13 protein-coding genes, 1 other RNA gene and 1 pseudogene are annotated in these 17,400 nt (G+C 44.8%); 5 read left to right on the forward strand and 10 right to left on the reverse strand.

The genetic code is table 11. The annotated features are described in order from the left end of the window. Positions 1-26: 26 nt before the first annotated feature. From HMPREF9469_RS06680 to HMPREF9469_RS06695, 4 genes are all read left to right on the forward strand, one after another. Complete coding sequence (locus HMPREF9469_RS06680; protein ID WP_007860326.1) at positions 27-1,343, forward strand: YgeY family selenium metabolism-linked hydrolase; 1,317 nt, start codon at positions 27-29, stop codon at positions 1,341-1,343. A gap of 288 nt (positions 1,344-1,631) precedes the next feature. After that, complete coding sequence (gene ygeW / locus HMPREF9469_RS06685; protein WP_007860330.1) at positions 1,632-2,825, forward strand: knotted carbamoyltransferase YgeW; 1,194 nt, start codon at positions 1,632-1,634, stop codon at positions 2,823-2,825. Between the two features lie 139 nt (positions 2,826-2,964). Then, a complete protein-coding gene (gene arcC / locus HMPREF9469_RS06690; RefSeq protein WP_007860331.1) occupies positions 2,965-3,912 on the forward strand; it encodes a carbamate kinase in 948 nt (315 codons plus the stop codon). Between the two features lie 20 nt (positions 3,913-3,932). Then, the gene (locus HMPREF9469_RS06695; protein ID WP_007860333.1) at positions 3,933-5,303 is read left to right on the forward strand and encodes a uracil-xanthine permease family protein; all 1,371 of its coding nucleotides are present in this window, start codon (positions 3,933-3,935) and stop codon (positions 5,301-5,303) included. Between the two features lie 139 nt (positions 5,304-5,442). Here HMPREF9469_RS06695 and HMPREF9469_RS06700 read toward each other — a convergent pair whose 3' ends face one another. Further along, positions 5,443-6,324, reverse strand: a complete 882-nt coding sequence (locus tag HMPREF9469_RS06700) for a DMT family transporter (protein WP_007860335.1) — start codon at positions 6,322-6,324, stop codon at positions 5,443-5,445. 126 nt (positions 6,325-6,450) lie between these two features. Beyond that, on the reverse strand, positions 6,451-7,224 hold the full coding sequence (locus tag HMPREF9469_RS06705) for an SIMPL domain-containing protein (RefSeq protein WP_007860337.1): 774 nt from the start codon (positions 7,222-7,224) through the stop codon (positions 6,451-6,453). A gap of 230 nt (positions 7,225-7,454) precedes the next feature. Between HMPREF9469_RS06705 and ssrA the strand changes: the two genes are divergently transcribed. Continuing rightward, positions 7,455-7,794: a transfer-messenger RNA gene (gene ssrA / locus HMPREF9469_RS31150) on the forward strand. A gap of 124 nt (positions 7,795-7,918) precedes the next feature. Here the strand turns inward: ssrA and HMPREF9469_RS33725 are convergent. The 8 genes and pseudogenes from HMPREF9469_RS33725 to HMPREF9469_RS33730 form a co-directional block, all read right to left on the reverse strand. Further along, a complete protein-coding gene (locus tag HMPREF9469_RS33725) occupies positions 7,919-8,086 on the reverse strand; it encodes a helix-turn-helix domain-containing protein (protein ID WP_270279788.1) in 168 nt (55 codons plus the stop codon). A gap of 2 nt (positions 8,087-8,088) precedes the next feature. After that, entirely contained in the window at positions 8,089-8,931 is an 843-nt protein-coding gene (locus tag HMPREF9469_RS06710) for a carbohydrate ABC transporter permease (protein WP_007860339.1), read from the reverse strand. Between the two features lie 3 nt (positions 8,932-8,934). After that, complete coding sequence (locus HMPREF9469_RS06715; RefSeq protein ID WP_007860341.1) at positions 8,935-9,840, reverse strand: carbohydrate ABC transporter permease; 906 nt, start codon at positions 9,838-9,840, stop codon at positions 8,935-8,937. 64 nt (positions 9,841-9,904) lie between these two features. Further along, a complete protein-coding gene (locus HMPREF9469_RS06720) occupies positions 9,905-11,242 on the reverse strand; it encodes an ABC transporter substrate-binding protein (RefSeq protein ID WP_007860342.1) in 1,338 nt (445 codons plus the stop codon). A 33-nt stretch (positions 11,243-11,275) separates the two neighbouring features. Continuing rightward, the gene (locus HMPREF9469_RS06725) at positions 11,276-12,460 is read right to left on the reverse strand and encodes a trans-sulfuration enzyme family protein (RefSeq protein WP_007860343.1); all 1,185 of its coding nucleotides are present in this window, start codon (positions 12,458-12,460) and stop codon (positions 11,276-11,278) included. Between the two features lie 67 nt (positions 12,461-12,527). Further along, complete coding sequence (locus HMPREF9469_RS06730) at positions 12,528-13,220, reverse strand: FadR/GntR family transcriptional regulator (protein ID WP_007860344.1); 693 nt, start codon at positions 13,218-13,220, stop codon at positions 12,528-12,530. A 187-nt stretch (positions 13,221-13,407) separates the two neighbouring features. Next, entirely contained in the window at positions 13,408-14,361 is a 954-nt protein-coding gene (locus HMPREF9469_RS06735) for a hypothetical protein (RefSeq protein WP_040415104.1), read from the reverse strand. Positions 14,362-15,142: 781 nt separating this feature from the next. Continuing rightward, positions 15,143-17,395: pseudogene (locus tag HMPREF9469_RS33730) on the reverse strand (glycoside hydrolase family 3 protein); the annotation flags it as partial. Positions 17,396-17,400 lie beyond the last annotated feature (5 nt).

The following is a 17,400-nucleotide window of genomic DNA, read 5'->3' on the forward strand; positions in this document are numbered from 1 at the left end:
GTATATATATGGAGGAAATGAAAACAATGAGTCTGGATTACGCAAAAATCAAAGAAGCTGCACAGAATTATGAGAAGGATATGACCAAGTTCTTACGCGATATCGTTAAGTTCCCGGGCGAGAGCTGCGATGAGAAGGCACACATTGACCGCATCGCTGAAGAGATGAGGAAACTGGAATTCACCAAGGTTGAGATCGACCCAATGGGCAATGTATTAGGCTACATGGGAACAGGCAAGACCCTGATCGGTTTTGACGCACATATTGATACCGTTGGTATCGGAAACAAGAACAACTGGAACTTTGATCCATATGAAGGGTATGAGAACGAGACAGAGATCGGCGGACGCGGTGTGTCTGACCAGTGCGGCGGTATTGTAAGTGCTGTTTACGGCGCTAAGATCATGAAGGATCTGGGATTGTTAAGCGACAAGTACACGGTTCTGGTAACCGGTACGGTTCAGGAAGAGGACTGTGATGGTCTTTGCTGGCAGTATATCATCAACGAAGATAAGGTCCGCCCTGACTTCGTTGTATCCACAGAGCCTACTGACGGCGGAATCTACCGCGGCCAGAGAGGACGTATGGAGATCCGTGTAGATGTTAAGGGTGTTTCCTGCCACGGTTCCGCTCCTGAGCGCGGCGACAATGCGATCTACAAGATGGCTGACATTCTTCAGGATGTGCGTGCGCTGAATGAGAACGATGCTGCTGATGACAAGGAAGTTAAGGGCCTTGTAAAGATGTTAGATGAGAAGTTCAACCCTGAGTGGAAGGAAGCTAACTTCTTAGGACGCGGTACTGTTACTGTTTCCGAGATCTTCTTTACCTCCCCAAGCCGTTGTGCGGTTGCTGACTCCTGCGCCGTATCCCTGGACCGCCGTATGACAGCCGGTGAGACATGGGAGAGCTGCCTGGATGAGATCCGTGCCCTTCCTGCTGTTCAGAAGTATGGCGATGACGTTACCGTTTCCATGTATGAGTATTCCCGTCCTTCCTACAAGGGACTTACATACCCAATCGAGTGCTACTTCCCAACCTGGGTGATCCCGGAGGATCATGATGTAACCAAGGCTCTGGAAGATGCTTATAAGAACCTGTTCGGCAATGAGCGTATCGGCGTACCTGCTACCGAAGAGATGAGAAAAGCCCGTCCTCTGACAGATAAGTGGACCTTCTCCACCAACGGCGTTTCCATCATGGGACGTAACGGTATTCCTTGTATCGGCTTTGGACCCGGCGCTGAGGCTCAGGCTCATGCTCCCAACGAGATCACCTGGAAGCAGGATCTGGTTACATGTGCAGCCGTTTATGCAGCACTGCCAACTGTTTACTGCAAGTAATTGTTTCTCTTAATTTAGATTATTGTCCGCAGGGCGACTTTGCCGGCCGCCACTCAGTGTGGTGCCTCCCTCTGGTCCGCAGTGCCATCTTCTTGGCCTGCGGGGCGGCCAAAAAGCATAGGGCATTTTATGTTCGCTCTGCTCATTCGTATACCATTTTCCATGAAGTCCTAGTGACCTGTTGGGATTTCGGCGGCTTATGCTGAAAGCCGCCGAAGAACTCCAGGCCCAGGCATCCAAACGGTACCCCAAAAATTAATATAAAACATAATAAAAGGAGTCAATCAAATGAAAACATTACAGGATTACATTGATAAGTTAAACAAGCTCAACTTTAAGGAAATGTACGAGAACGATTTCTTCCTCACATGGGAGAAAACAGACGAAGAACTGGAAGCTGTCTGGACCGTTGCCGATGCTCTGCGCTATATGAGAGAGAACAATATTTCCACAAAGGTATTTGAGAGCGGCCTGGGTATCTCCTTATTCCGCGATAACTCCACACGTACACGTTTCTCCTTCGCTTCCGCATGTAACCTGTTAGGTCTGGAAGTTCAGGATCTGGACGAGGGCAAGAGCCAGGTAGCTCACGGCGAGACTGTTCGTGAGACAGCTAACATGATCTCCTTCATGGCTGACGTGATCGGTATCCGCGATGACATGTACATCGGCAAGGGAAATGCCTACATGCACGAAGTAGTTGACGCTGTTACTCAGGGCCACAAGGATGGTATCCTGGAGCAGAAACCAACCCTGGTTAACTTACAGTGCGATATTGACCACCCAACACAGTGTATGGCTGATATGCTGCACATCATCCATGAGTTCGGCGGCGTAGAGAACTTAAAGGGCAAGAAGTTAGCTATGACATGGGCTTACTCTCCTTCCTACGGCAAGCCGCTCTCCGTTCCTCAGGGCGTTGTAGGCCTGATGACACGTATGGGTATGGAAGTTGTTCTGGCTCATCCGGAAGGCTACGAGATCATGCCTGAGGTTGAGGAAGTTGCGAAAAAGAACGCTGATAAGACCGGCGGATCCTTCCGTGTATCCCACGACATGGCTGACGCATTCAAGGATGCTGATATCGTATATCCAAAGAGCTGGGCTCCATTTGCCGCTATGGAAAAGAGAACCAATCTGTACGCAGAGGGTGATTCCGATGGCATCAAGGCTCTGGAGAAAGAACTGCTGGCTCAGAACGCAGAGCACAAAGACTGGTGCTGTACCGAAGAACTGATGAAGACCACCAAGGACGGAAAAGCTCTGTACCTGCACTGCTTACCAGCTGACATCAATGATGTAAGCTGCAAGGACGGCGAGGTTGAGGCATCTGTATTTGACCGTTACCGTGATCCTCTGTACAAGGAAGCCAGCTACAAGCCATATGTGATCGCTGCTATGATCATGTTAGCTAAGTTTGCAGATCCAGCTGAAATCTTAAAGAAACTGGAAGAAAAAGGAACTCCTAGAGTATTTAAATAAATCCCAAACTCATTCGTAGTACATTGTAGGGGCTGCCGGACAACGGTCCTGCAGCCCTTTTTGTCTCCAAAATAAGTTGTATTGTGCAAATAACAATGCGGGATACCCTCATATCCCGCCTATAAAGGGGAATTTCACTATGGAAAACAAGAAAAAACGTATTGTCATCGCATTGGGCGGCAACGCTCTTGGCAACACACTTCCTGAGCAGATGATAGCTGTTAAGATTACCGCTAAAGCTATTGTGGACCTCATTGAAGAAGGTTGCGAAGTCATCGTAGCCCATGGCAATGGCCCGCAGGTGGGCATGATCAACAATGCCATGGCCGCGCTGAGCCGCGAAGACGCAAACCAGCCTAACACTCCCCTCTCCGTCTGTGTTGCAATGAGCCAGGCATATATCGGCTATGACCTTCAGAATGCACTGAGAGAGGAACTCTACAACCGCGAGATGTACAATATCCCGGTTGCTACCATGATCACACAGGTACGTGTGGATGCAGAAGATCCTGCATTTGACACTCCCAGCAAACCAATCGGCCACTTCATGACCGAGGAACAGGCCAAGATCGCATCCGAGAAATACGGATACATCATGAAGGAGGACGCAGGACGCGGTTACCGGCGTGTGGTCGCTTCTCCAAAGCCTGCTGAAATTGTTGAAATCGGCGCTATCCGCTCCCTGGTTGACTCGGGTCAGCTTGTCATCGCATGCGGCGGCGGCGGAATCCCGGTTACCCGTCAGGGCAACCATTTAAAGGGCGCCAGCGCCGTTATCGACAAGGACTTTGCCAGTGAACTGTTAGCAGAGGAACTGAACGCTGATTTCTTAATCATCCTCACTGCAGTGGAAAAGGTAGCTATCAACTTCGGAAAACCGGAAGAAAAGTGGTTGGATAATCTCACACCGGACCAGGCCCATGTATACATGGAAGAGGGACATTTTGCCCCCGGCTCCATGCTGCCAAAGGTTCAGGCCGCTGTGAAATTCGCAGAGTCCAAAGATGGACGTACTGCACTCATAACCTTGCTTGAAAAAGCAAAAGAGGGAATCCAAGGACTGACCGGAACTCACATTCATCAATAATCCTAAGGAGGAACTCATATATGAATCAGGCCGGTAATCAATCAGCTTTATTTGACTATTATGGAAAACCCAGTTTTTCTCAGGCATTCCCACTTGCAATGCAGCATGTGGTGGCCGCAATCGTGGGGTGCGTAACCCCCGCCATTATCGTATCAGGAGCAGCAGGGTTAGATCCCACTGATAAAGTTTTTTTAATCCAGGCAGCCCTAGTAGTTGCAGGTTTATCCACTCTTTTACAGCTTTTTCCAATTGGAAACAAAAACAGCCTCCATATAGGAGCCGCTCTTCCGGTCATCATGGGTGTAAGTTTTGCTTATGTCCCCAGTATGCAGGCCATTGCAGGCCATGAAAGCGGACTGGGGGTTCCGATGATATTAGGCGCCCAGATTGTCGGCGGCATAGTGGCAATTATTGTTGGCTTTTCTATTAAAAAGATACGTAAGCTGTTCCCGCCGTTGATCGCTGGTACGGTTGTATTCACCATTGGTCTTTCCTTATATCCCACTGCTGTCAACTACATGGCAGGCGGAGCAGGCAAACCTCTGGCAAGCGAGATCGGCAAACTGGGCTTTGGCTCATGGCAGAACTGGACAACTGCGTTGATTACTTTAGCCGTAGTTACCGTTTTAAATCATTACACCAAAGGCATATTAAAGCTGGCTTCCATCCTCATTGGCGTTATCGTTGGTTACGTTGTTGCCCTGGGCTTTGGACTGGTTGACTTTAGCGGCGTTGCAACAGCCGGACTTTTCCAGTTCCCAACCCCGCTGCACTTTGGAGTTGTATTTGACCCATCTTCCTGCGTTGCCATCGGTCTTTTATTTGCCATCAACTCGATCCAGGCAATCGGTGACTTTTCCGCAACCACCACCGGCTCCATGGACCGTATGCCGGAGGACAAGGAGCTTCAGGGAGGTATTGTGGGTTACGGTATCTCCAATATCATAGGCGCTGTGCTGGGCGGACTTCCAACCGCCACCTACAGCCAGAACGTAGGAATTGTAGTAACCACCAAGGTAATCAACCGCATCGTTCTTGGAATGGCAGCCGTCATCCTGCTGGTTGCAGGCCTGATTCCCAAGTTCTCAGCTATTTTAACCACCATTCCCCAGTGTGTACTGGGCGGCGCAACCATCACAGTATTTGCATCCATTGCCATGACCGGTATCAAATTAGTCATGACAGAGGACATGAATTACCGCAACACCTCAATCGTAGGCCTTTCCGTTGCATTAGGAATGGGCGTTACACAGGCAGCCAATTCCCTGGCAGCATTCCCTGACTGGGCCACCACCATTTTTGGCAAGTCCCCTGTTGTGGTTGCAACCTGTGTGGCAATCCTGCTGAATGTAATCCTTCCAAAGGAGAATGCAGCGGCTAAAAAGAATTAATCCTCATAATTGTAATGGTGATATATGATAAGAAAAATGCCTCCGGCCTGATCTGCACGGCCGGGGGCATTTTTCTTGTTCTTTTTCCCATTTTTCCTATACTGCCTACTTTTCCTATACTGCAGCCATTGCAGCCACATCACCCCTTTGGCGCAGTTCGCTTTTCCATCACGCTAACCACCACTCCCACGCAGATCAGCACACCGCCCACCACAAAATTCCAGGTAAGCACTTCGTGGAGAAGCAGCACTCCCAGGATGGATGAAGTCAGGGGCTGAAGAGGATAAAACATGGAGCACACGCTGGCATCCAGAAGCTTAAGGGCCATATTCCACAGTGTATGGGCCACTGCTGTTCCCACCACTCCCAGGTAGATACAGGACAGAACCGCTGTCCTGTTAATAACAGGAGGCTGCCCCATTGATTCCACAATGGCCGCGGGAACGGTGAAAATAAGGGCGATCCCCAACCCATAGAGGGCGATCTGTACCGGGTCATATCCGCCTGAAACCTTTCTGATAGCCACGGAAGCTGTGGACCACAACAGGACGGAGCACACAGAGGCCAGAACCCCTGCCATACTGATAGAGCCTCCTCCAATCCCCAGGATGATATATACGCCCACAATGGATATGCAGATGCTTACAATATGCTTTTTCTGTATCTTCTCCTTGAGGAAAATGGCTGCCAGCAGAGAGATGGTAATGGGGTTCATTCCATTGATCAGAGATGCCAGGGACGCGTCCAGCAGTTTTGTCCCCACCAGCTGGCATGTGATGGAAACAAAATAGCCCAGACCGCCCACGATCCAGATATATTTCCAGTGTCCCCTTTCTATGGGGCGCCTTGTTTTTCTAACCTTCAGCAGAATGCATAAAGCCGCTCCCGCAACCACGTAACGGACACAGAGCACCGTTACCGGTCCCATGGTTTCCAGGGCATATTTGCTGGCTATGTATACGCTTCCCCAGATAAAAGTGGTAATCACCAGGTATAGATAACCGATTCGGTTTTTCATCATTTACTCTCCTGTCCCCTGATTGATATGATCCAGGGCCAACATTGTAAATCATAATATATTTGCTGGAAAATATCAATATAAAACAGCGCCAGAAAAATCGTTTCCAGCGCTGTTATTTTTATCAGATTACTGAATCTCGTAATCCACTGTCACCTGGGCCTCCACACTGACCTCACCGGGCATGACCGCCATATCTGCTGCGGCAGCCATGGTCTCCGCTTTTGCGGCACCGGCTCCGCTGAAGGATGAATTTCTCACATAGGGGTCATATCCAAACTCCTCCACATGGGCAACGCCCACAATGCTCTTCCCGCTGGCTTCTGCCAGCGCATCCGCCTTGGCCTTTGCCACGGCCATGGCTCCTTTTAAAGCCTCCTGGTAGCTTGCATCATAGTTGCTGGAGAAATAGCTCACTGAATCGATTCCGTTCACTCCTGCTGCCACTGATTCGGATATAATGGTTCCTGCCTTGTCAATGGGGATATTCGACACGGTCAAACGGGTGGTCATCTCATACCCGGTCACCTCTTTATTGGATGAATTCCAGTCATAGATAGGATTCAGGCCGTAGGAAGAGGTCTGGATGGACTTTTCCTCCACGCCCAGGGACTTTAATGTCTCAATGGCCGCACTTAAATCTTTGTTGTTCTGCTCCTGGCACGCTGCCGCCGTATCCTTGCTGCTGTAAATGGAATATTCGATCTCCGCCATGTCCGGCACTACCTTTACCTCTTCCCTGCCTGTGACCGTGATCTTATTGCCGGTACTGTCCACGTTCTGTACCTTTAAAGTATCCGGGAACTGTGTCCCGGCTGCACAGCCTCCCAGGCCAAAGGTCACCGCTGCCATAGCTGCTGTCAATCCTGCCGCATATGCTGTTTTCTTCATGTTCATTTTCATAATTACCTCCCTTTCTTCCGGTTGACGAAAGATATTATCTGTTATCCCTATATTACCAGAAAGTGGAGATGATGGTATTTCTTTTCTCTTAAATAATAGGTGGATTTTGTTTACAAAGTTTCTACGAATTTATTTCGCCGGCCGCCCTTGACAGTTACCACAGAAACTGCTATTATGTAGGAAGCGCACGATTCGTTAGCATACCAGTCCTATGTATTTCTGATCATTCAGGGGTTGTACTGGTTTCGACGGGGGTCATGCAGCTGGTGAAGCTATCCCCATGCGATGGGTTAAATGGCAAAAATAAATATAAACGCTAACGACGAATTAGCTTACGCTGCCTAATGGCAGCTGTCAGCCTTAGAGCACTCACACTTTAAGAACCTGGCATCGACTATGTGAGAAACGACTTATGCAAAGCTTTGAGCATAGGGTCGTATCATGAAGCTACTAAAGCCATCCGGGTGTCCTTTCTCTGATGGTGGAGGGAATGTCAAATAAAGGACTATGATAGTAGAAGAACAGGGAATTGGTTTTCGGACAGGGGTTCGATTCCCCTCAGCTCCATGCTGGATAATGTCGGATAATCCTTATTTTATAAGGGTTTCCGGCATTTTCTTTTTAGAAGGAGCATTACTGGCATGTCTGTTGTGTGAGTAGATTCCAGATTCCTTCATTACTCCCGATCACGATTCTATTCTTCCTCCACAAACTCTACAATATCTTGAAGCTCACATTTAATGATCCTGCATAGCTTTTCAGCTGTAAGCATGGTTATATTTTGATTATGTTTCAAATTATAAATCATCCGACTGTCAATCCCTTTTTTGATCAATTGATATATCCCCCTGTTTCTAAGCACACCTATCCTTTAACGGACCCTGCAGTTAACCCTTCTATCATATATTTCTGGGCAACAGAAAATAGTAGTATTGTGGGTATTAATGCCATTACTGTTCCAGCTGCCATTTCTCCCCATTTTATGTCGTACTTCAAAATCAAAGCATTTAACCCTACCGGGATTGTTTTATACTTATCCTTATCAATAAACATGATTGCCATAAATAACTCATTCCAGGAATTAATAAAGGCAAATATAAATGTTGCTGCAATTCCTGGTTTCATAACAGGTATGATAATCTTTCTTAGTGCCGCACCATAGCTGCAACCATCAATCCATGCTGCTTCTTCTAATGTTGAAGAAATTCCGTCAAAAAAACCTCTTAATGTAACCACCGAAAACGGAATCATCATATTTGTATACAACAATGCCATCACCCATATATTATTTAGCATATGGTGTTTTGAAAGCATTTGATATAACGATGGCAACATTATAAACGTGGGAATCATCTGCGTAATTAGATAAAATAACAACAATGGACTTTTCAACCTGAATTTAAATCTTGAAAGAATGTAACCCGCACCAATTCCAATCATACTCGCAAAGGTTGCTGCAACAGTTGACACCAAAAGGGAATTACTCATATACCTTCCAAAATTGCCTTTCCATAACATTGAAATATAATTAGCCAGGCTGGGCTTTTGTGGTAAATATTGAACCGGAAATGCATAAATCTCTGCCTGACTGCCCTTTAATGAAGTCACCAGCATCCAAAAAAAGGGGAACATGACAATTACCAAAAATAATAATAAAACGCCATATTTAAAAAAATCCAGAATAAACTTACTATATTTTCTATCCATGCCTTAATCCTCCGAATTTATGCGCTTAGTGGCTATTAAGTAGATTATGGTAAAGATGATCAAGAATAAAATGGATAATAATCCAACAGAAGAAGCTAAACCATAATCCAAACTCTGGACCAATTGCATCATATACGAAGTGACAATATGGGACGAACCAGCTGGCCCACCTTGTGTCATTGAATATATTAAATCGGGAAAATTAAAAATCCATATTGTCCTCATTAATACAGTCAGCAATAAAACGGATTGAATGGATGGCACTGTGATATTCCAGAACTTTCCAAATGCGCTGGCACCGTCCACACTGGCTGCCTCATATAAATCTTCGGAGACGCCTCTTAATGCTGCGGTAATCATAATTGTAAAAAATGGAACTCCATACCATATATTGGCTACAATACAAGATAATAAAGCTGTATTTTTATCGGCCAACCATCCAATCGGCTCACTTATAATTCCTATACGGCTTAGAATATCGTTAATCACACCTGATGTACCATTAAACATCCATCGCCATATAATACCAATGACAAATCCCGAAACAGCCCAGGGAAAGAATACTAAACCCTGATAAATTCCGGATCCCTTGAACTTTTTCTTGAGTAAAAGAGCAACACCAAAACCGATCAAAAACTGAAAAAGCAATGAAACGCAAACCCACTTTACAGTATTTCCTAATATCACATAAAACGAATTACTCGCATTCGGCATAAACAATTTTTTAAAATTACCGAATCCGATCCATCGGATATTTCCTATATCCATAAGATTATAGCTTTGAAAAGCCATAATACTTCCTTTAATCATTGGATAATATGTAAAAATCATTGGAAGAACAATAGAAGGGATAAGTAATAGGATAATGTACGCTCTTTTTTTCCGTTCCATTTTACCAATACCATTCATCTTTTCCGTATCTCCTTTTTCCTATATGAGGGAGAGGTAATTTTCACCTCTCCCGGGTTTATGTTTAATACTTTCTTCCCTCCTGCTGATATGCATCCTTCCAAAAATCATCCAGCCACTCCAATAGATCATCCGTGCTTATTTCCTCAGTTAACCACTTTTGATACATCGTATCCACATTCGTTTTATAGGTGGCATATGCGTTATACATCATTGGTTGAGTAGCACAGCGATAAACCTCCCCCTTTTCAGCCATGTCCATATAGATTGAGAATCTACCCTCTTTGAAAAAACTGTCAAGCTCAGGTGCATTGGAATGAATTGGAATTGTAGCATAATTTTTTGCAAAATATGTGTTATTTTCGGGATTAGACAGATACAGTATAAAGTCTGATACCTCATCCGGATGTTCTGTAAATGAAGTCATTGCCCAGCCAGCAAATCCATTTGGGAAAACCGCCTGTCCTGATGGACCTACCGGAAACTGGATTAATTCCCACTGTTCTTCACTCATATCTGCTTCACAAGATGCAATGACCTCTGGGTCCTGTATCAGCATGGCTGTTGTTCCGCCAACAAAACCCTGAACCATCTCCGCAAATCCCCATGCAATTGAGTCCTTTGGAGAGCAATCTGTATATAAAGATTTATAGAATTCCAGTGCTTCTTTTGTTTCCGGCAACGTAAAGATCGTTTCCCCCTCTTTCTCTTTCAAATAATATCCTGCATCCGGATTTGCCAATAGATCTGTTCCAATATAACTCCATATCACAGTATCCGCATACTGATGTCCCAATGTGCTGCCACGGAATGCAAAGCCAAACCGGTTCTTACTTGAATCAGTTAATTCTACTCCTGCGTCATGAATATCCTGCCAGGTCTTAGGCAACTCAAGATCGTTTTCTTTAAACCAATCTGCCCTGCAATATAGTCCTCTCCATAAAAACCCATAAGGGATTAAATATGCCTTATCCCCAGTTTTATAAATAGCCGAATTGGCTGCGCTGGTTAAGGTATCCTTATTTTCCCATTGATCCAGCCATTGATCCAGTGGCTGGATCCATTGGTTATTCACATACTGTGTGATCGTCAAATCCCTTGTCTCCACAATATCTACTCCTGATCCACTCATCAGCATCTGTGTGATTTTATTATCGGCATTTTCCAGTGGCGGAGAAATAATTTCAATGGATATATTGGGATGTTCCTGCTCATACTTGTCTGCAATTTCACGGATAATAGCAGTTCGATCCGGACTGGTCAGAGATTCAACCATTGTAATAACAATGTTTTCTTCTCTTTTCATACTGTCTGTTTCCTGTTTAACTGCCGATCCCCCGCATCCTGTCAACATTCCTGCACCCATTGCTAACGTTAACATTGTTGCAACCATCTTCTTCATACATTATATCCTCCTTCATTTTTGTTTTTGTTATCATAAGATTGAAAAGGCCTTCTCCAAATCCGCGATCAATAGGTCATCTCCTTCCAGTCCGCAGTGTATGCGTATAATATTAGCAGAGGCCCCCAGCCATGAAGCTTCCTGATCTGTCATTCTTGCATATGGCATCTCCACCAGACTTTCAAAGCCACCCCATGATACCCCGATTTTAAATATTGAAAGCGCTTGACAAAACTTTTTTGTCTGTTCCATCGTACTGTCAATTTCAAAACTCATAAGACCACAATTACCCTTTTGTTGTTTTTTCATCAAATCATATTGTGGAAAGGACGGTAAGCCTGGATAATTTACGGTTTTTACCCTGGGGTGCTTATCTAAAAATGCAGCAACTGCCATTGCATTTTTTTCATGCTGCCTTAGACGGACCTCAATTGTACGTAATCCCCGGATTGCCAGCCATGCCTCCATTGGTCCTAATATGCCTCCATACAATTCTCTATGAAGCATCAGTTTTTTTAATAAATCCTCATCGTTTGCAATTAAAACACCACCTATAATGTCGCTATGTCCGCCTATGTATTTGGACATTGTGTGCATAACTATATCTACCCCCAAATCTAACGGATTTTGAAAAATCGGTGTACAGTACGTATTATCAATATAGGTTTTTGCATTATGTTTTCTGGCTATCTGTACTACCTTGGATATATCCTGCAAACTCATCACGATTGATGAAGGACTCTCCAGTACAATCAAATCGGTATTATCAGTAACAGCATCCTCAAACTCTTCAATAAGATCACCTTTTACAAATGTTACGTTCATCTGGAAATATTCTTTACAATACTGGGTAAGAAACGTATTTAGCGGTCCATATACATTTCTGACACAGACAATATGGGCGCCCGCATGGCATACGGACATTACAGCGGTTGTCGCCGCAGCCATACCGGATGAATACACAAATGCTTTGGTACCATGTTCCAATGCCGCGATCTTATCTTCCAGAATTCTAACTGTAGGATTCTGCACCCTCCCATACACATAAACATGCTTGTCATTTTTATCACTGTCAAAATATGCATCAATAGATGGAAATACATTTAATGAATTCAAAAAGACAGGCGGCACAATTGCATTGTAATAATTTTCATATTCCTCTCCATAATGGGTCTCAATCAATCTTGAGTCTTCCAAATACTTACTTTGATCTGTCATCTTTCTTTCCTTTCTTTGTAAGGTATATTCTATGTGCTATATGCTATATTATAGCTTAAATTAAAAACTATTTAATACCTGCATTTTCTAACTCTCTCCGTATATCTTTGATGATCTCTTCATTCGCATTCAGAGCTCGCTTTAAATTCCGGTCTTTTATGGCCTTATATAATTCTAAATGGTACGGCATACCTTCTTCAAATGGATTTTCTATGTCCAGTGGATCATTCCAAAAAGCATCAAATAAGTCGCTTAGAGTTGTCATCATTTGATACATCACACTGTTATGGCAGCACATATAAATCTTATAATGAAAATTCCGGTCCTCGTTGCGCTTTTCTTCTTTCTTATAAAATTTATCCATTAAAATATCTGTGATTTGACCTAACTCAGAAATCTCCGCTTCCGTTATTCTCCTCACAACCATTTTAATGATTTCACGTTCTAATACATGGCGCACTTCCAATGCTTCCAAAAGCCGCTCTTTCTCTTTGTGAAAACCGATTGACAACTGGATAAAATCATTTCCATAATTAGATCCGACAAAAACGCCTTTTCCATTCCGTACTTCTAGTAACCCCTGCGCCTCCAGAGTTTTTATGGCTTCTCTCAAGGAGGTCCTGCTCACCCCCATTATCTCAACCATTTCCCCTTGTGAGGGAAGTTTGTCACCTCTTATCAGTCCTTCTTCCTTTATGTAATCCTGAATATATTTTGTTATTTCAGACTGCAATGAAACCCTTTGTATTTTACGGTGCATATATTGTCCTCTCAATGTAAATCGCACAATTTACACATAATTATTTTTTTCAATATACTATCTTCTCATCAAAATGTCAATATATTCCACAATATAAATACTTTTTTATCTGCTTTTCCCAAATTATAGCAGTCATTATTGTGCAATAATTTTTATTATCACACCTCAGCCAAGAGGATCTTTCCCCTTATCTTTGTATCTCAAACATGCCCAGGATTTTATCAATATCGCGTTTCAGCGCAGCATTTGTGCGCCCTGTTATGACCATGGCCATATATACTTTGTTATTATATTCAAAGCTTATGCCATTCATATAGGCGATCATTTTATAGTCCTTATTGATGTTCTTCTCAACACTTCTGGTATATTCTATTCCATCAATCGTATATGTCTCTTCGCTTATGATCTCATTCACATAATCATCCGTCTCAGGATAATCGCCCGGCTCTCCCTCAAACATTACCACGATCATCCGTCTTCCCGTACCGGTGATCACATGCATCACACCGGTTGTATCATAAAACTTATCCCCTTCTTCAGAATTACCCGGCATTAACATGGACACGCCGGAATTTGCCAGTTCACGCCGCTGCCATGCGGTAAGATCTTCCGGCTGCTCATACCGCATAAATGCATGGAAAGTGACAACTAAGCCTGATATGGCAATCAGCCCGGCAATTACTTTGGACGGTATTTTCCTTTTCCCCTTATATTCATCCTCCGGTAAAACCTCTGACTTATCAACCATGACCGCCATTGCCAGACAGCTGATCACCGCCAATGGGACTATGTACAGGATAAAATATACCACCCATAACATGACGTGGTCAGGGGACGGAAGCATCATACAAAAATATAATAACACGGAAAATATTGCCGCCAATACACTTGTTAATGCATATATCAGGCCAATGGCCCGATTCTTCCTCACGCTGCTGTCAGGCAGGAAATATAACAGCATAAGCGCTGTTCCGGCCAAAGACTCATACCATATGGGGCATTGCCCCATCTCCAGTATGTAAGGCTGACCTACCATTGATGACAGGAACTCACTGACCATTGCAGCCAGAATGGTAAGCAGTCCATTTATAAACGCCGCTCTTTTTAAATAAACTATCTTTTTATCTAAGCGATCCACCATTACCCCCATAAATCACAGTCAAAAATTCTGTAACAATGACCTTATCCCATAGAATGCATCTTGCCTGCTGACACAGGGAACCATATCCCTAAGTTAGCAGGCCGGTGCATTGCATAAAGTGAATTTATTATATCTGAACCAATGGCAAAAGTCAAACCGCCCCGCCCTTTTTAGATGCCGAATCCCCCGGCTTCCGCTGCTTTGGAATTTTTTCCTGCCGCCATTGCCGGAAGACTGCACACCAACAGCAGGGTGACTGAAGATTGCTCTCAGTCACCCCGCTGTTTATCTTTTATTCATTATTTCGCTGTTCCCCGTTCCAAACGCCATCATTGTCTACATACCAGCCATCGATCCAGGTATTTGTTAACAGTTTGCCTAATGTTCCATCGGAAACCTCGTTAAAGTAATACCACTTTCCATCAATTTGATGCCAGCCCACATACATATATCCCTGGGTTCCGTCAGAGTATGGATGGAGATAGAACACATGATCTCCGTCCCTAAACCAGCCTGTTGCCATATAACCGTCTTCATGGAAATAGTACCAGCTTACCACATTATTCCATACCAACTGTCTCCACTCTCCATGAGGCCAGCTCTTATCTGTAAACTCAAACCACCAGCCCTTTTCGTCCTGATGCCAAGCACCCGGAGTATTGGATGAGGAAGTATAAACCCTGCCGCCGTTTCCGGAGCCGCCGGAACCACTGCTTCCAGAATTGCCGCCGTTCTCACCCGGGGTAGGATCAACCGGTTCTTCCTCATTATCGTCCACATAAGTAAGTCCAAAACCAAGTTCGTAATAATTGCCCTCACTGTCTTTGTATGCGTAAGCTTTTCCGTTCTCATCTTTCATGGATGCCGGCATATACTGATCCTTATCATAGCCAGGCACATCATTTGGAGATATGCACACACCGTCCGCATTGACAGCGATCACACTGTCGTCCTTTGGAAGGGTAATGGGCATCTTGCCGGTAGGCTCATAGACACCTGTGATTACATCCATGGTTGCCGTTGTCAGGGTATCAAAACCAGCCAGGACCACATCTGAATAAGGTTCTACATTACCCAACATCCAGGCCAGGGTAAAGTTTACATTTGTCACAACTTTACCGCCGTTCGCTCTTACTGCCTCTGAGATCGCCTTGATGGATTCTACATTCTCAATAGTGGATTCCGTATGAGTGTCCGCCACCGGGCGCCCTTCATCATCCACATCATGGACGATCTTATCCGTACATATATCCAGCTCAAGGTACCCCTTTGTTGCAGAGAAATAGTTGCCGGAGGATGGATTGACAAACAGTAATGCATAGTCTGCTTCGTGATAATTGTTGGTAAGGCTGATGTTGTAATCCCCGGACATAATGCTTCTCTGAAGCTCTGAAGTTGTGCTGGCCGAATTGCTCTGTCCAAAGTACTGGATATAAACTTTCTTCCCTGTCAGCTTATCAGCAGTCAATGGAAGGGTTCCTTCCCCATCTTTTAAGAGAACCACTGATTTCTGATGGGCCTCATATGCTTCATCCCAGTTATCCTGGTTATCTACCGTCTCTTGAGCAGTATCCGGATCGCGGTATGGATTCTCAAAAAGACCGAGATCAAACATTTCTTTTAACAGCCGCACATTGGACCGGTCAAGCGCTGCTGTTGTTAATGTCACATCCGCCACCTCATAACCTGCAGGAACTACACCTTCAGTCGTATAATAGTCGGATTTTCCGCCATCAGCGCCTCTGTTCCAAGCTTCAATGATCGAATTAACATCATTTGTATCACTTATGATATCTGTTCCCACATTGATCGCCAATGCATTTCTTTCAGGAACATCCAGTTCCTCAACTCCCCAGCACATATTGCCGGTAATACCGCTGTCGCTGTTTACATATCCCTCATGTCCTATCTGCTCACGGAGGATATCGTTGATAAATACCTTATTAAACGCAAACCCTACAGGAACCATGTCAATGGGATTTCCTTCCAGGTCATACTGTGTTTCACTCTTTTCAGCTGCCGGTTTTGCATAATATGGCATGATAGAAGCTACACGGTTTTCCACTGCCTTGATAAATGCCGGAAGGTGATATTTCTCCAAGCTGCCTTCCGTCTGATATACATTCCACTGTCCCTGTGAATAGTGGGGATCGAAACCGTTCTCTCTTGCACCGCCTCCTGGGAAATGTTTTACAGTCAGGGCAACACCATCTGCCTGCACACCATCCGAACCGTTCTGGAATCCATCTACCAGCCTTCCAATAATATCGCTGATCAATTCAGGATCCTCTCCAAACGTTCCATAGGTCCTCTGCCATCTGGGATCTGTCATGGTATCTGCCATGTACATATATCCCTTCTTTAAGCCTGACGCATCCCATTCATTTCTGGCAATCTCTGCAAAGCGGCTGATAAGACCCGCATCTCCTCCACGGGCAATATCTCCCATAACCGCTGCCGCCAGGCCTAATGTGCCAGGCCATGTGGAGAATACGCCTGACGCATCATTCATACCAAACGTCATCTGTCCATTTTCATTTCTGGAATTAGAAGCCACAACAACCGGGATTCCCAGTTCTGTCTTTTCTGCCACCAGATTCATCTGGTTGATCCAGGAAGCCATATCCTCGGGTTCCGGATTTTGACGGAGTATAAAGTGCCTCAGCCCCCAGTCCACAATTGCTTCCGTTGTGCCCAGTGTGCGTGACACACCGAAAATTTCGGAAGACATGTCATCCGTGTTGGAGGTTTCATCCAACAGGCCGGTTGCCTCGTCAGGATCGGAACTATTGATACCCATACCTCTGGAATTAATAACCATCATTCCTGCTTTGTCCTGGATCGTCATCTTTTCAACTAAATCTTTTGCTCGTGTTTCAGCATCTTCCCGCCAGTCTTCGTACACATCCAGGATACCATTACCATTGGAATCTTTGAAGTACATACCGTCTTGCTCAATAATGCTCTTCGCAGTGGCGCCAATGGTTGGTCCGTTGCCGTTTTCCCTATAAATAATACTGTCATACCATGCCACAACTG

Source organism: [Clostridium] citroniae WAL-17108 (assembly GCF_000233455.1).
GTDB classification, from domain to species: domain Bacteria; phylum Bacillota; class Clostridia; order Lachnospirales; family Lachnospiraceae; genus Enterocloster; species Enterocloster citroniae.